At 61.8% G+C, this 15748-nt stretch carries 15 protein-coding genes; 5 read left to right on the forward strand and 10 right to left on the reverse strand.

Annotation, left to right across the window (positions count from 1 at the left end; all coding sequences use genetic code 11):
• Positions 1–34: 34 nt before the first annotated feature.
• Both AD666_RS11190 and quiC read right to left on the reverse strand, forming a co-directional pair.
• The gene (locus AD666_RS11190; protein ID WP_053151686.1) at positions 35–712 is read right to left on the reverse strand and encodes a TetR/AcrR family transcriptional regulator; all 678 of its coding nucleotides are present in this window, start codon (positions 710–712) and stop codon (positions 35–37) included.
• Between the two features lie 102 nt (positions 713–814).
• Positions 815–2716: a 3-dehydroshikimate dehydratase QuiC gene (gene quiC, locus AD666_RS11195; RefSeq protein WP_053151688.1), complete on the reverse strand. Its 1902-nt coding sequence runs from the start codon at positions 2714–2716 to the stop codon at positions 815–817.
• Between the two features lie 272 nt (positions 2717–2988).
• Here quiC and AD666_RS11200 point away from each other — a divergent pair, with 272 nt between their 5' ends.
• Positions 2989–4326: an MFS transporter gene (locus AD666_RS11200; protein ID WP_053151690.1), complete on the forward strand. Its 1338-nt coding sequence runs from the start codon at positions 2989–2991 to the stop codon at positions 4324–4326.
• An 86-nt stretch (positions 4327–4412) separates the two neighbouring features.
• On the opposite strand, the gene AD666_RS11205 is transcribed toward AD666_RS11200, so the two are convergent.
• Positions 4413–5291 carry a DMT family transporter gene (locus AD666_RS11205; protein ID WP_053151692.1) on the reverse strand — a complete coding sequence of 293 codons (879 nt, stop codon included), beginning with the start codon at positions 5289–5291 and terminating at the stop codon, positions 4413–4415.
• A gap of 197 nt (positions 5292–5488) precedes the next feature.
• On the opposite strand from AD666_RS11205, the gene AD666_RS11210 reads away from it, so the two are divergent.
• Positions 5489–6373 (forward strand): neutral zinc metallopeptidase, encoded by an 885-nt coding sequence (locus AD666_RS11210; protein WP_053151694.1) that lies wholly within the window; start codon positions 5489–5491, stop codon positions 6371–6373.
• On the forward strand, positions 6374–7321 hold the full coding sequence (locus tag AD666_RS11215) for a hypothetical protein (protein WP_053151696.1): 948 nt from the start codon (positions 6374–6376) through the stop codon (positions 7319–7321).
• Between the two features lie 57 nt (positions 7322–7378).
• Here the strand turns inward: AD666_RS11215 and AD666_RS11220 are convergent, their stop codons facing one another.
• The 3 genes from AD666_RS11220 to AD666_RS11230 form a co-directional block, all read right to left on the reverse strand.
• The gene (locus AD666_RS11220) at positions 7379–7972 is read right to left on the reverse strand and encodes an HAD family hydrolase (protein WP_053151699.1); all 594 of its coding nucleotides are present in this window, start codon (positions 7970–7972) and stop codon (positions 7379–7381) included.
• Positions 7969–8838, reverse strand: a complete 870-nt coding sequence (tesB, locus tag AD666_RS11225) for an acyl-CoA thioesterase II (RefSeq protein ID WP_053151701.1) — start codon at positions 8836–8838, stop codon at positions 7969–7971. The genes AD666_RS11220 and tesB overlap by 4 nt, the downstream gene beginning before the upstream one ends.
• A gap of 104 nt (positions 8839–8942) precedes the next feature.
• The gene (locus AD666_RS11230; protein ID WP_053151703.1) at positions 8943–9512 is read right to left on the reverse strand and encodes a GNAT family N-acetyltransferase; all 570 of its coding nucleotides are present in this window, start codon (positions 9510–9512) and stop codon (positions 8943–8945) included.
• 72 nt (positions 9513–9584) lie between these two features.
• Between AD666_RS11230 and AD666_RS11235 the strand changes: the two genes are divergently transcribed.
• Both AD666_RS11235 and AD666_RS11240 read left to right on the forward strand, forming a co-directional pair.
• Entirely contained in the window at positions 9585–10505 is a 921-nt protein-coding gene (locus AD666_RS11235) for a histone deacetylase (protein ID WP_053151705.1), read from the forward strand.
• A 278-nt stretch (positions 10506–10783) separates the two neighbouring features.
• Positions 10784–12025, forward strand: coding sequence for a TIGR03862 family flavoprotein (locus tag AD666_RS11240; protein ID WP_053151707.1), 1242 nt, complete (start codon positions 10784–10786; stop codon positions 12023–12025).
• 40 nt (positions 12026–12065) lie between these two features.
• Here the strand turns inward: AD666_RS11240 and AD666_RS11245 are convergent, their stop codons facing one another.
• The 4 genes from AD666_RS11245 to AD666_RS11260 form a co-directional block, all read right to left on the reverse strand.
• Complete coding sequence (locus tag AD666_RS11245; RefSeq protein WP_053151709.1) at positions 12066–13403, reverse strand: DEAD/DEAH box helicase; 1338 nt, start codon at positions 13401–13403, stop codon at positions 12066–12068.
• Positions 13404–13460: 57 nt separating this feature from the next.
• Positions 13461–14354: a drug/metabolite exporter YedA gene (yedA, locus tag AD666_RS11250; RefSeq protein WP_053151711.1), complete on the reverse strand. Its 894-nt coding sequence runs from the start codon at positions 14352–14354 to the stop codon at positions 13461–13463.
• A 220-nt stretch (positions 14355–14574) separates the two neighbouring features.
• Positions 14575–15186, reverse strand: coding sequence for a PolC-type DNA polymerase III (locus AD666_RS11255; protein WP_053151713.1), 612 nt, complete (start codon positions 15184–15186; stop codon positions 14575–14577).
• A gap of 23 nt (positions 15187–15209) precedes the next feature.
• Positions 15210–15689, reverse strand: coding sequence for an NYN domain-containing protein (locus AD666_RS11260; protein ID WP_053151716.1), 480 nt, complete (start codon positions 15687–15689; stop codon positions 15210–15212).
• Positions 15690–15748: the final 59 nt, after the last annotated feature.

Here is a 15748-nt window from a genome sequence, read left to right on the forward strand (position 1 = left end):
TTCGCGAACAAGCCCGCTCCCACAGGGGCTGCGTTCAGGCTTGCAGGTAACGCAACACCGACTCGCAGACCATCTCGCGATGCCGCCGCTTGACCGCTTCATCCGAGAAGTCGATCTGGAAAATTTCACCGAACGTCTGGCGGTTGGAAACCCGATAGAAGCAGAACGAACTGATCAGCAAATGCACATCCAAGGGCTCGAGGCCGGCGCGGAACACGCCCTCTTCGGCGCCCCGACGCAAAATCACACCCAGCGAATCGAGGATGGTGCTGGTCATCGCCTTGATCGCACCTGACTGCTTCACGTACTCGGCGTTGTGGATGTTCTCGATGCAGACGATGCGCACGAAATCCACGTTTCGGTCATGGTGGTCGAAGGTGAACTCCACCAGGCGCCGGATCGCGTCGACCGGTGCCAGTTCCGCCAGGTGCAGGCGGCTCTCGGTGTTACGGATATCGCCGTAGAGTTTTTCCAGTACCTCGATGTACAACTGCTCCTTGCTGCCGAAGTAGTAGTAGATCATACGCTTTGAAGTGTGGATGCGCTCGGCGATGGCGTCGACCCGGGCACCGGCCAGGCCTTGCTGGACGAACTCGACGATGGCTTCCTGAAGAATGTTCTCCCGGGTTTTCTCCGGGTTGTTCTTGCGACTCTTGCGCGGCGCGGCGACAGGTTCGTCGACGGCGGCGGACAGTTCTGGATTCATAGTCATTGCGGGCTCACGGCCATCACTGCACAGGCTGGCGATTATGGGCCGCGCCGTGCAGTGAAGGAAGCCACGGGGTCGCCGTTTACCGCCGCGTTTACGATTTATCTACAACTTGGCGTGCCGCAAACCGCCGCTGCGAGACTTCGCCATGGCCGCCAGCCGCACCGCGACGTTGGCCGCGCCGTACCCGGCATAGCCGTTCTTGCGTTGAATGACCTCGAAGAAAAACCGCCCTTCGAATGGCTCAGTGTAGACGTGAAACAATTCACCGCCCTGAGCGTCACGGTCGTACAGCACGTTGAAGTAGGCCAGCTCGCTAAGGAACTCGTCATCGAAGTCGAAACGCGCGGCCAGATCGTCGTAGTAGTTGAGCGGAATATCCAGCAACGGCACGCCGGCCTCCTTGGCGCGGCTGACCTGGGCAAAGATGTCATCACAATCGAAAGCGATGTGATGCACGCCGGAACCGCGATAACTCGACAGTGCGTGTGAGATTGCGGTGTTGCGGTTCTCGGAAATATTCAGGGGCAAGCGGATCGAACTGCAACGGCTGCGCAGGGCCCGGCTCTTTACCAAGCCATACGGATCAGGCAGCACCACTTCGTCGTCGGCCTCGAAATCCAGCAAGCTCTTGTAGAACAGCACCCAACTGTCCAGGCTGTCGGCCGGTAGCGCCATGGCCATGTGGTCGATGCGCTTGAGGCCGGCCCCGATGACCGCGCCGGGCTGCAAGTTGAAATCGGTGCCATAAACGTCGGCCTCCTGGTCCACCAGGTAGATCAGGCTGCCGTCCGGGGCGCGCACCGCCGCCAGCTCCAGTTCGTTGGGCCCCACCAACCCGCGGTAGGGCTGGCCCTTGTAGGCCACGGCCCGTTCCAGGGCGCTGGCGCTGCTCTTGACCCGCACGGCGGTGGCGCACAGCGACGGTCCGTGGGCTTCGAAGAAGCTGTGGGCAAAGGAATAGGGTTCGCAGTTGAGGATCAGATTGATATCGCCCTGGCGCAGCAGGCTCACGTTCTTGGAGCGATGCTCGCCGGCCTTGACGAACCCCAGTCGCTCCAGCCAGTGAGAGAGCTTGGCGCCCAGGCTGTCGTCCACGGCGAACTCGAGAAACTCGATGCCGTGGTATTCACTGGCCGGCGACGTGGCAAACAGGATATCGGTGTTGGTCGCAGGCGCGGCTTCTTCGGCCAGGCGCTGGCGGGTCTTTTCTTCCAGATACAACAACGAGCGCAGCCCGTCGGCGGCATTGGCCCGTGGAGGGGCGGCGCGAAAACCGTCGTTGAAGATTTCCAGCGACAGCGGCCCGGTATAACCGCTCTTGATGATCGGCGCCAGAAAGCCCGGCAAGTCGAACTCGCCCTGCCCCGGGAAACAGCGGAAATGCCGGCTCCACTCCAGCACATCCATGGCCAGGATCGGCGCGTCGGCCATCTGCACGAAGAAGATTTTCTCGCCCGGAATGTCAGCGATGGCGCTCGGATCGCCCTTGAGCGATAAGGTGTGGAAACTGTCGAGCAACACCCCGAGGCTGGGATGATCGGCCTGGCGCACGATATTCCAGACCTGCTGATACGTATTGACGTGCCGCCCCCAGGCCAGGGCCTCGTAGCCAATGCGCAAGCCACGAGCACCGGCCCGTTCGGCCAGCAACCGCAGATCATCCACCAGAATCCGCTCGTCGCCCATGCCGTCGGCCGAGGCGTTGCTGCACACCAGCACCAGGTCGGTGCCCAGCTCCTGCATCAGATCGAACTTGCGTTCGGCCCGCTCCAGGTTGCGCGCCAGGCGATCGCGACGGCAGCCTTCGAAATCACGGAACGGCTGAAACAACGTAATGGCGATGCCTAGATCGGCGCACATCTGCCGGATTTCCCGAGGGCTGCCGTCGTAATAGAGAAGATCGTTCTCGAAGATTTCCACGCCGTCGAAACCGGCGGCGGCAATGGCTTCGAGTTTTTCCGGCAGGGTACCGCTCAAGGATACGGTGGCAATGGAACGCTGCATGACTTCGGCTCCCGGGACAGGCATCGGCTACAGAAGGTGCGCCGCTTTTGAAAGATTGAGCCGATTATTGGGTTGCCGGTTTCTTTGGGCAATTTAATATGTACCACCCAGTTAGTTTTTTTGGGCGATTATCGAACATAAAGGCCGAATGCCGAATTGACGATTTTTTGTCCACTGCGCACCATCGGCCCCACATTGATGCAGGCCAAACCACCGACACCAATGGATGCCCCCCCGATCACCCATAAGAATTTCAAAAACGGGTACACGTTATGAATCTTTCCCAAAGCTCTCCCCTGACGCCCGGCATGGGTGCCACCACTGGCGGCATCGGCGACAAAATCCGCGGCGCCATGGCCGTGGGCAAGACCCGTTGGGGCATGCTCGCACTGGTGTTCTTCGCCACCACCCTGAACTACATCGACCGTGCCGCCCTGGGTGTCATGCAGCCCATCCTCGCCAAGGAAATGAGCTGGACGGCGATGGACTACGCCAACATCAACTTCTGGTTCCAGGTCGGCTATGCGGTTGGCTTCGTGCTGCAAGGACGGCTGATCGACCGGATCGGCGTCAAACGCGTCTTCTTCTGTGCCGTGCTGCTCTGGAGCCTGGCGACCGGTGCCCATGGCCTGGCCACGTCGGCAGTGGGCTTCATGGTCTGCCGCTTCATCCTGGGCCTGACCGAAGCCGCCAATTACCCCGCCTGTGTGAAGACCACGCGGCTGTGGTTCCCGGCGGGCGAACGGGCCGTGGCCACGGGCATTTTCAACGCCGGGACCAACGTCGGCGCGATGTTCACGCCGATGCTGTTGCCTCTGGTTCTTCAGGTGTGGGGCTGGCAGGCTGCGTTCCTGTGCATGGCCGCGCTGGGCGGGATCTGGTTGCTGTTCTGGGGCCTGAAATACTTCAACCCGGAAGACCATCCCACCGTCAAACAATCGGAACTGGATTACATACAGCGTGAAAGCGAACCGGACCAGACCCGCGTGCCCTTCTCCCGGATCCTGCGCATGCGCGGCACCTGGGCCTTCGCCCTGGCCTATTCGATCACAGCACCGGTGTTCTGGTTCTACCTCTACTGGCTGCCCCCGTTCCTGAACCAGCAATACAACCTGGGCATCAACGTGACCCAGATGGGCATCCCGCTGATCATCATCTACCTCACCGCCGACGTCGGCAGCGTGGGCGGCGGCATCCTCTCTTCGTTCCTGATCGGTCGCGGTCTCAACCCGATCAAGGCGCGGCTGGTCTCGATGCTGCTGTTCGCCTGCTGCATCATCGGCGTCATCCTGGCCGCCGGTGCCAGCAACCTGTGGATGGCGGTGTTCGCGATCTCCCTGGCCATCGGCGCGCATCAGGCCTGGACTGCGAATATCTGGAGCCTGGTGATGGACTACACGCCCAAGCACATGATGAGCACGGTGTTCGGCTTCGGCGGCATGTGCGCGGCCATCGGCGGGATGTTCATGACCCAGCTGGTGGGCCACATCCTGACCGTGACCAACAATAACTACACCGTGCTGTTCACCCTGATCCCGGCCATGTACTTCATCGCCCTGACCTGGATGTACTTCATGGCGCCGCGCAAGGTTCCGACACTGGAAAACTGATTCCCTACATCCGAACGATCAAGGCTGGCACTTTTTTATGGCGGGGGATTTATATCCCTCGCCACAGGGGCGTGTATTGCCAGCCATCAGGCCCGCCGCTGCTGCCACGCGGCGGCCAATCCGCTCAAGCAAATCAGCACGATACCCAGCACCGTGGTCACTGTCGGCGTGTGGCTGAACAGCAACCACCCCAGCAACCCGGCAAACACGATCTGACAATAGCCGAACGGTGCCAGCAGCGCCGGGGCGGCAAAGCGGAACGCCTGGGTCAGCATCAAGTGCGCCGTCATCCCGCAGGCCCCCAACGCCAGCATCATCGCGCCATGGACCAGGCTGGGCACTTGCCAGAAGAACGGCACCAGCGCGCTCATCACCAAGGTATTGCACAGGCCAGCGAAAAAATTGCTGGTGGTCGGGCTGTCGATCTCACTGAGCTTGCGCGTGAGCAACTGATAGAAACAGAAAAACAGCGCCGAACAGAACGGCAGCAACACTGCAGGCGTGAACAGGTCTCCGCCGGGATGGACAATGATCAACACCCCGATGAAGCCGAAGATCACCGCCACCCATTGCCCCCGTGTCACCTGCTCACCAAGCAGTGGCACGGACAGCGCGGTGACCAGCACGGGAGCCAGGAAATTGACCGCCGTGGCCTCGGCCAACGGGATATACATCAGCGCCGTGGTGAAGAACAGGCTGGTGCCCAACAGGCACAACGCCCGCGCCAGTTGCCACAGCGGGCGCTTGGTACGCAGCACCCGCAACCCGGAACGGGGCAGGAAAATGCCCGCCATCAGTAGCGTATGCACCACATAACGGGCCCACACCACCATGATGATCGGATAGAAACCCGAGAGGTATTTCGACAAAGCGTCGTGACTGGAAAAGAGGAACGTCGCGAAGACAATCAGCAGGATGCCCTTGAAGGCTTGGTTGACGCCGGAAAGCGGGGTGCTGACAGTCATGTAAAAATCCCGAAACCTGCCCACCTGACAGGTCGCCAAGTGATCGAACGAAGTCTAATGCAAAATCCGGACGCGCTGACGGATTCGTGGTCGATGAACCAAAATCGGTAACTATTGCCTGAAAGCTCAGAGGAGAACTGGCGGCAATCTTGCCAAGGGACAACACTCTTCACACGGTCAATTCAGAGGATTCCCACATGCTATGGAAAAAAGGTCGCCGCAGTGACAACGTGGTGGACGCCCGTGGTGATGGGGGCAGCTCAGGCGGAATGCGTTTCGGCGGTGGCAAGGGACTGAGCCTGACGGCCGTCCTGCTGATCGTCGGCATCGGCTGGATCACCGGCCAGGACCCCATGCAGATTCTCGGACAACTCGCCGGACAGATGGACCAGAGCGCTCCCCCTTCCTCTCAGACCCGCCAGGCCCCGCCCGCGAACGATGAACAGGCCGAATTCGTGCGCTCGATCCTTGGCGACACCGAAGACACCTGGGGCCAGGTATTCCAACAAGCCGGACGGCAGTATCAGCAACCCAAACTGGTGCTGTTCAGCGGTCGGGTCAACTCCGCGTGCGGCCTGGCGTCTTCGGCAACCGGCCCGTTCTATTGCCCCGCGGACCGGCAGGTTTACCTGGACATGAGTTTCTTCCAGGAAATGTCCCAACGCTTCGCCGCCGCCGGCGACTTCGCCCAGGCCTACGTCATCGCCCATGAAGTCGGACACCACGTGCAGACGCTGCTTGGCGTCTCAGCAAAAATCCAGGAGGCTCGCCAGCAAGGTCGACAGATGGAAGGCGACGGCGGTCTGCTGGTGCGCCAGGAATTGCAGGCCGATTGCCTGGCGGGTGTCTGGGCCAACCATGCGCAGAAACGCTTGAACTGGCTGGAGCCGGGTGACGTGGAAGAAGCCTTGAACGCCGCCAATGCCATCGGCGACGACCGCTTGCAGCAACAGGGCCAGGGCCGCGTGGTACCGGACTCCTTCACCCATGGCTCATCGGCGCAGCGGGTGCGCTGGTTCAAGGCCGGGTTCGCCCAGGGCCAGGTCAGCCAGTGCGACACCTTCGCGGCGAAAAACCTGTAGATGAAGTGGGCAGCGGTGATCGCGCTGGTGCTGTGCGGCACCTTCGCTCAGGCAAGCGAACAGGGTGTGGCCGTCGTCGCCCAAGGACGACTGCAACTCAAGGGCGGCGCCATGGCCGTGGCCGTGGGACCGCCTCCTGCCTCTATCCAACGGGTGCTGATCATCCTCCACGGTCGGCTGCGCAATGCCGAGACCTATCTGCACAGCGCCGAAAAAGCCGCCGGGCAGGCCGGGCAACTGGCCACGACCTTGATCATCGCCCCGCAGTTTCTCAACGAACAGGATGTGCTGCGCCACCAACTGCCCGCCGAACTCCTGCGCTGGCAAGGCAATGAATGGATGGCCGGCGGCTTGTCCACAGGACCGCATCCGCTGAGTTCCTTCCAGGTACTCGACGAGATCATGGCCCGGGTCAGTGACCGGCAGCAGTTTCCCGACGTGAAGGAGATCGTCATCGCAGGTCATTCCGGCGGGGCCCAGGTGGTCCAGCGCTACGCCCTGCTCGCCCGGGGGCCGTTCCGGATTCCTCCGCGCTTCGTCGTCGCCAACCCGTCTTCCTATGCCTATTTCGATGCGCAACGGCCCATGGCCTTCGCCCCCGCCAGTTGCCCCAGTTTCGACCAGTGGAAATATGGCCTCCAGAACCTGCCCGCCTATGCCGCCGGGCAAACGCCCGCCCAGCTGGAAGAGCACTACATCAAGCGCGACATTGTCTATCTGCTGGGACAGCAGGACACCGACCCGGAGCATCCGGCGCTGGACAAAGGCTGCGAGGCCCAGACCCAGGGCCCGTATCGCCTGCTGCGCGGGCACTTCTTCTTCGACTATCTGACCCGACGTCATCCCGTTGGCCTGAACCAGCGGCTGATCGAAGTGCCCGGGGTGGGGCATGATGGGGATGGGATGTTCAACTCGGCCGAGGGATTGAAGGTTTTGTTTGGTCAATGAACCTTGTGTCGACTGGGCAGGCCTGCTCGCGATGGAACCATCCCGCCAAATACCACTTCAAGCCAAAAGCATCCGCCGCAACTCAACACAATCGCGCGCATGCCAGTCCGTCAGCTCCGGCCATGGATTGTCCGGCAGGTTGACCAGCACCGTCCGTGCGCCGGCCGCACGACCACAGTCCAGGTCGAAGCGGTAGTCGCCCACCATCACCATCGACTCGGGCGCCACATTCCAAGCTTCGGCCAGTTTCAGCAGGCCACCGGGATGCGGTTTGGGCGGCGCTTCGTCACGGCCGAGCACGTCCTCCACGGCGAAACAATCCGCCAGGCCGATGGCTTCGAGGGTCACATGGGCCAGCTCCCGTGCGTTGCGGGTCAGGATCCCCAGACGGTCACCACGCCCGGCCAGTTCGCGCACCAACTCGACGGCACCGGGTGCGGGCCGGGAACCGAGGGCCAGGTCGCGCTCGTGCTCCAGCAGCCAGGCATGCTTGGCCGCCGCTTCGTCTGCCGGCAACGCTGCCAGGTGGGTCAGGATGTCATCTTCGGGCGGGATCGCCAGGGCCACGCGGATCGCCGCGAAATCATGCACGGCGATGGTCAGCGTACCATCCATGTCGAATACCCAATGCCGTACATCCGTCAGGCTCATGCCCAATCCTTGCGATGGCGGATCAGCCCTTCCTGAGTCACCGACGCCACCAGTTGCCCGGCGCGGTTGAACACACTGCCACGGGAAAACCCGCGGGAATTACCGGCCCAAGGGCTGTCCATGGCGTAAAGCAGCCAGTCATCGGCGCGCAGGTCGGCGTGGAACCACAAGGCGTGATCAAGGCTGGCAACTTGCATGTCCTTGTGCCACACCGATTTGCCGTGAGGCAGCATCGAGGTGGTCAGCAGACCGAAGTCCGACGCATAGGCCAACAGGTACTTATGCAGGGCCGGCGAATCCGCCAGGGCGCCATCGGCGCGGAACCACACGTATTTGATCGGATCGGCCGGCAGCGGGTTGTAGGGGTCCTTTTCCGTGACCGGGCGCACCTCGATCGGCTTGGGGCACAGCAGTTTTTCGCGCATGTGCTCGGGCAACAGGTGCGCCCGCTGCTGGGTCAGCTCCAGCTCGGACGGCAGGTTCTCCGGCCCGACAACCTGGGGCATGGCGCTTTGGTGCTCGAAACCCTGCTCGTCGTACTGGAACGACGCGCTGCACGTAAAGATCGGATGGCCTTTCTGGATCGCGGTGACCCGCCGAGTACTGAAGCTGCCGCCATCACGCACCCGATCCACCTGGTAGACCACCGGCAGCGCGGCATCACCCGGGCGCAGGAAGTACCCATGCAACGAATGTACATGACGCGCCTCTTCCACGGTCTGGCTGGCCGCCGACAGCGATTGGCCCAACACTTGGCCGCCGAACAACTGGCGGAACCCCAGGTCCTGGCTACGACCACGGAACAGGTTCTCTTCTATCGGTTCCAGGGTCAGCAGGTCGACCAGATCTTCCAACACGTGGCTCATTTAAGACTTTCCTCACACAGCACATACCGCGCAGTCGGTGCTGCGGCGGCGGATCGATTGTTGGCCCGGGCCACTCTGGCGGGCATTGTAAACGTCCGTGTCGGCTAACCGTGCAGGGTTTCCAGCCACTGCTCACGATTGATGCGGTAGAGCACATGGTGACGCAATGGATGATCGACCGCGAGTTTTGGATGCTCGAAATCGTCGGCCGGGTCATGGTGCATGCCGATGGCCTGCATGACTTTTTGCGATGGCTGGTTATCGACGGCGGTAAACGCCACCACTTCCTCCAGCCCCAGGCGGTCGAACCCGCACCGCAGCGCCGTCCACGCCGCCTCACTGGCATAGCCCAGGCCCCAATGCTCCCGGGCCAGACGCCAGCCAATCTCGATGGCAGGCGTGAAATGGGCGTCGAACCCGACCACGCCCAGGCCGGTGAACCCGATAAAGGCACCGGTATCCTTGCGCTCCAGCGCCCACAACCCAAAGCCGTGCTCGGCGAAATGACCTCGCACACGCCCGATCAGCGCGGCGCTTTCCAGTCGACTCAGGGGCGCGGGGAAATAACGCATTACCTGCGGATCGGCCGACATGGCCGCGAACTCCGGCAGATCCTCGTCGCGCCATTGCCGCAACAATAGGCGCGGGCTTTCCAGTTCAAGTATCAGCTCCATCTTCACTCCCTTTCCATCCCCAAAGTCTACATCGCTGGTAGGATTCACTGCTCAATTGCCGCTGAAATCACCATGCCGCTACCGCTTATCTACCACGAAGACTACAGCCCCGAATTCCCGGCGGACCACCGTTTCCCCATGGACAAATTCCGTCTGCTGCGCGATCACTTGGTGGACAGCGGGCTGACCCGTGACGCGGACCTGTTGCGCCCTTCTCTGTGCTCGCCCGAGATCCTGGCCCTGGCCCATGACCGCGCCTATATCGAACGCTACATGGGGGGCGAGTTGTCTCGGGAAGACCAACGGCGGCTCGGCCTGCCCTGGAGCGAAGCCCTGGCCCGCCGCACGGTACGCGCCGTGGGCGGTTCGCTGCTGGCAGCCGAGCAGGCGCTGCAACACGGGCTGGCCTGCCATCTGGCCGGCGGCACCCATCACGCCCATTTCGACCATCCTGCCGGGTTCTGCATCTTCAACGATCTGGCGGTCATCAGCCGGTATTTTCTGGCCTGCGGCCGCGTTTCCCGGGTGCTGATTTTTGATTGCGACGTGCACCAGGGTGACGGAACGGCCCGAATACTCCATGACACTCCGGATGCAGTGACAGTTTCCCTGCATTGCGAAAAGAATTTTCCTGCACGCAAGGCCCAAAGCGACTGGGACATCCCACTGCCGATGGGCATGACGGATGCCGCTTACCTGAAGGTGGTGGACGATGCCCTCAACTACCTGCTGCCGCTCTATCAACCGGACCTGGTGCTCTACGACGCGGGGGTCGATGTGCACAAGGACGACGCCCTCGGCTACCTGAAGCTCACCGATGAAGGCCTCGCTGCCCGGGATGAAAGCGTCATGCGCCACTGCCTGAGCCGCGACATTCCTGTAGTCGGGGTGATCGGCGGCGGCTACAGCAAGGACCGCAAGGCCCTCGCCCGACGTCACGGGATCCTGCACCACAGCGCACAAAGGGTCTGGGTGTCATCAGGTTGTCATTGAAACCTGGGTGCGTTACCCACAATGACTGTGGAGCGGGCTGTGGATAACCTGAGCGAAACGGTCTGGAGCCCAGGCCGGCTATAGCTTGCAGGGCCTTGGTTGTTTTTTAATCACAGCTCTAGAACACCTCCATCCGTGTGGGAACGGGCTTGCTCGCGAAAGCGGTGTGTCCGTTAACGAAGATGTAGACTGAGGCACCGCTTTCGCGAGCAAGCCCGCTCCCACAATATCTGTGCTGATAGAATGCCGCGCTTATCCTCGTCCCAGCAGTCCACGCCATGACCTCGACCGTCCCACCCGCCACTCCAACCATCGCCATCATCGGCGGCGGCCCTGCCGGCCTCATGGCAGCGGAAGTCTTGAGCCAGGCCCGGGTCCGGGTCGATTTGTACGACGGCATGCCGTCAGTGGGCAGGAAATTTCTGTTGGCCGGTGTCGGCGGCATGAACATCACCCATTCGGAACCCTTCCCGGCGTTCCTGTCCCGCTACGCCGAACGCGCACCGAACCTCGCTCCACTGCTGCGAGCCTTCGGCGCCGATGAGTTATGCACATGGATCCACGACCTGGGCATCGATACGTTTGTCGGCAGCTCGGGGAGAGTATTCCCTACCGACATGAAAGCCGCCCCATTGCTACGCGCCTGGCTCAAACGGCTGCGGGATGCGAGTGTGGCAATTCATACACGCCATCGCTGGCAGGGCTGGAACCCCGACGGTAGCCTGCGAATCGACAGCCCGGACGGCGAAATCACGCGGCGGCCCGACGCGACGTTGCTGGCATTGGGCGGTGGCAGTTGGTCGCGCCTGGGCTCCGACGGCGCCTGGATGCTGCCCCTGGAACAACGCGGCGTCGCCCTGGCGCCGTTGCAACCCAGCAACTGCGGGTTCGACGTGCCGGGCTGGAGCGATCTGATGATCAGCAAATTTGCTGGCGCCCCATTGAAAAACATTGCCATCGGCCTCAACGATGACGTGCCACGCCTCGGCGAATGCGTGCTGACCGCTACCGGCCTGGAGGGCAGCCTGATCTATGCCCTGTCGGCACCGATTCGCGAGGCCATCAACCGAGATGGCCGTGCGACGGTTCACGTGGATCTGTTGCCGGGCCGGCCTGTGGATAAAGTTCTCCAGGCCTTGAACAAGCCTCGCGGCTCACGCTCGATGGCCAAGCACCTGCACAGCCAATTGGGGATCGATGGGGTCAAGGCTGCGTTGTTACGAGAGCAGACATCCGCCAACTGTTTCACGGACCCGACGCAGCTGGCCCGGGCGATCAAGGCATTGCCGATCACTCTGGTGAAAACCCGCCCATTGGACGAAGCCATCAGCAGCGCCGGCGGCGTGGTTTTCGAAGCCTTGGACACACGCCTGATGCTCAAGCAAATACCCGGCGTGTTCTGCGCCGGGGAAATGCTGGACTGGGAAGCGCCGACCGGTGGTTATCTGCTGACCGCGTGTTTTGCCAGCGGGCGGGCGGCGGGGCTGGGGATGTTGGAGTGGCTACAGCGCACGGATTGAAACCGCGGCGCACCTATCGCGATCTACCAGACGAAGCACATCAAGGCTTACGCTTACGCGGCCCGGTATTGAACACCGGCACTTTTCGCACAGGCTTGATCGAAGGTTCAACCGGCGCCGAGTCCCCGCTGTCCACCCATTTGCCCAGGTTGCGCTTGCCGCCACCGCCCGACGCCTTGGGTTTCTTCGGCTTTTTCGGTTTTTTGATGACCTGACCGCTGGCATCGGTATCGGGCACGCGGTGCTCAGGCTCGAAATCCTGTTCCATCTGCCGCGGCAAGGTCTTGCGGGTCAGCATTTCGATGGCGGACAGCAGGTTCACTTCATCGGCGCAGACCAGGGAAATGGCTTCGCCGGTGGAACCCGCCCGGCCGGTACGGCCGATACGGTGGATGTAATCCTCGGCAACGATGGGCAGATCGAAGTTCACCACCAGCGGCAAGTCTTCGATGTCCAGCCCACGGGCGGCGACGTCAGTGGCCACCAGGATCTGGATTTCACCAACCTTGAAACGGTCCAGTGCGCGTTGCCGGGTGGCCTGGGGCTTGTCGCCGTGGATGCCGTCGGCGTTGACGCCCAGGCCCTGGAGTTTTTCCACCAGCGCATCGACGCCGTTGCGGGTCTTGGCGAAAACCAGCACCTGTTTCCATTTGTTCTTGCGCATCAAATGCACGAACAATTCCGGCTTGCGCTTCTTGTCCACCGTCACCACCCATTGCTTGACGGTGTTGGCGGCCACGTTGCGCGGACTGACTTCGATGCTCAGCGGATCGTTGAGCATCTGTCCGGCCAGCAAGCGGATCGCGTCGGAGAAGGTGGCAGAGAACAGCAGCGTCTGGCGCTTTTTCGGCAGCGCCTTGTAGATATTCGCCAGTTCCTCGGAGAAGCCCAGATCGAGCATGCGGTCGGCTTCGTCCAGCACCAGGGTCTGCAACTGGTTGAACTTCAGGGCGTTCTGCCGAAACAGGTCGAGCAGGCGGCCCGGCGTGGCGACCAGCAGGTCAACGCCCTTGCGCAGCTTCATCATCTGCGGATTGATGCTGACGCCGCCGTACACCGCGTAAGTACTCAACGGCAGGTGCTGTGCGTATTGGCGTACGCTTTCATGAACCTGCTCGGCCAGTTCACGGGTCGGTACCAGGATCAGCGCCCGTACGGAATTGGAAGCGACCTTCGGCCCTTCGGTGGTCAGCAACTGCAACAACGGCACCGCGAACCCGGCGGTCTTGCCGGTGCCGGTCTGGGCCGCGGCCATCAGGTCGCGACCGGCCAGCACCGCAGGCATGGCCTGGGCCTGCACCGGGGTCGGGGTCTGGTAGCCGAGCGTCTCGAGGGCGCGCAGCAAAGGTTCGATCAGGCCAAGGGTGGCGAAAGTCATGGGAATACCGTAGGAAAATCAGCGCAAGGTGTGCAATGCGCGGCAGTTTACCTCAAATCAGGCCACGGGCTTGGGCTTGCGCCACTGGGGCAGCCCGATCAACACCACGGCACTGATGATGACCAGCATCGCCAGGGCCTCTTCGACACCGATGGTTTCACCGGCGAACACGATCCCCAGCAACACCGCTACCGCCGGGTTGACGTAGGCATAACTGGTGGCCGCCGCCGGACGCACATGCTTGAGCAGGTACATGTAGGCATTGAAGGCAATGATCGAACCGAAGAAGGTCAGATAAGCCAGGGCGAACCAGCCTTCGAACGCAGGCATGCGTTCCAGGTGCTCGCCACTGGCGAAGCTGCCGATCAATAACACCACACCGCCCACCAGCATCTCTACGGCACTGGCCATGGCGCCCGCCGGCAGCGGCAGGTGCTTGCTCAGTACGGAGCCGAAGGCCCAGGAGGCCGCCGCGAATATCAGCAAGGTCGCACCCAGGGGGCTGGATTGCAGGTTGGAGCCCAGGTTGAGCATGGCGATGCCGATCAGCCCCAACACAATCCCCGCCCATTCCAGACGCGTATTGCGCGCGCCCCAGAAGTAACCACAGAGCAAGGTAAACAAAGGCACCGTCGCCACCGCCAGCGCCGCCACGCCGGATGCCACGCCAGTGTGTTCCGCGACGCTCACCGCGCCGTTACCAAAACTGAGCAACAACACACCGATGAGCCCAGCGGCCTTCCATTGCGCCCAGGTCGGTGCCGGCGCGCCACGCCAGCGCAAAAAGCCATACATCAGCGAGCCGGCCATCACGAAACGAATGCCCGCCAGCAACAACGGCGGCCAATGCTCGACACCGATGCGAATCACCAGGTAGGTGGACCCCCAGATGACATACAAGGCGAAAAAAGCAGCGATCAACGGCAAAGGAAAACGGCGTGGGCCAGACATGGTCAGCTCGAAATCAGGACAATGGAGAGACGCTATTCTAAAAAAGCGACGAACGGAAAATAAGCTACAAAACCTGTTTATCCGGCCCATACACTTTTCAGCAAGCCTTCGATGGGCCTGTCCACCACCATTGAAAGGTGGGTGCCGCTGGGGCAATTGGAGGACAATGACAAATAGCAGACTCACTGCAAACCAAAACTGCGGGAGTTCGCGATGGTATTCAGCCTTCGCGATACCGCTTGAGGTGCTCGCCGATCTTTGCCGCCGGCACTTTCTGCAAACTGCACAGCAAATCATGGGACAACGCCTGCACCCCATGCGTTTGCCGCAGTTCGGATGCCAGGTGCGCCGTTAGGTTGGCGGCCATTTCGGCGTCGGCCATGGCCCGGTGGGCCTGGCCGGTATGGGGCAGACCGGCGTAGGTGTTGAGGGTGCCGAGCTTGTGGTTGGGTGCGGCCGGCATCAGGCGCCGCGCCAGCAGCAGCGAACAGGCAAAATTCTGCAGCCGGGTACGCTTGATGCGACCCAGTTCGAAATCCCAGAACTTCTGGTCGAACGCGGCGTTATGGGCCAGCAGCGGCGTGATGCCGACGAATTCATTGACCTCGTTCATCACCCGCTCGGCCGGGGGAGCGCTGCGCAGCATGGCGTTGCTGATGCCGGTCAGTTGCTCGATGAAGGCAGGCACGCGCACGCCGGCATTCATCAGGCTCTGGTAACGGTCGACAATCTGCCCACGCTCGAGGATCACCACGGCGATTTCCGTGGCCCGACAACTGCTGCTGGGGGTGATGCCGGTGGTTTCAAAGTCGATGACTGCGATGCGTTCCAAACTTGTCTGAACTCCGTAAACGATCAATTCTTGAGCAGCAGCGCGCCTTCGATGGGCACGTAGCGACTGGCGGCGCGGATCAGCGAGTTGGCGGTCAGCCCCGGCACGCCGTAAGCCACCGCCTGTACACCGTGCTTGGCGATGATGCGCTCGAGCAACATGTCGAAATCGCCATCACCGGAAGCCAATACCACTTCGTCGACATGATCGGCGGCGTCCATGATGTCGAGCGTGATACCCACGTCCCAATCACCTTTGGCCGAGCCATCGCTGCGCTGAATGTAGGGCTTGAGCTTCACAGTGAATCCCAGGTTGCGCAGGATCTGCTGGAATTGCTGCTGCTTGCTGTCGCCGCGGTCGATGGCATAGGCATAAGCCTCGACGATCTGCCCCTGCTTGCTGACATCGGCCCACAGCGCCGCGTAGTTGAAGTGACAACCATAAGCCTGGCGCACGGTGTAATAGAGGTTCTGGACATCGGCGAACACTGCGATTTTCTTCACCGCGGTTCCTCTTGAATGCACAAGCGCGCAGGCTCTGGGTCAGGCCACCGGCCCCGAAA

This window comes from Pseudomonas sp. Pf153, assembly GCF_001269775.1.
GTDB classification, from domain to species: domain Bacteria; phylum Pseudomonadota; class Gammaproteobacteria; order Pseudomonadales; family Pseudomonadaceae; genus Aquipseudomonas; species Aquipseudomonas uvaldensis.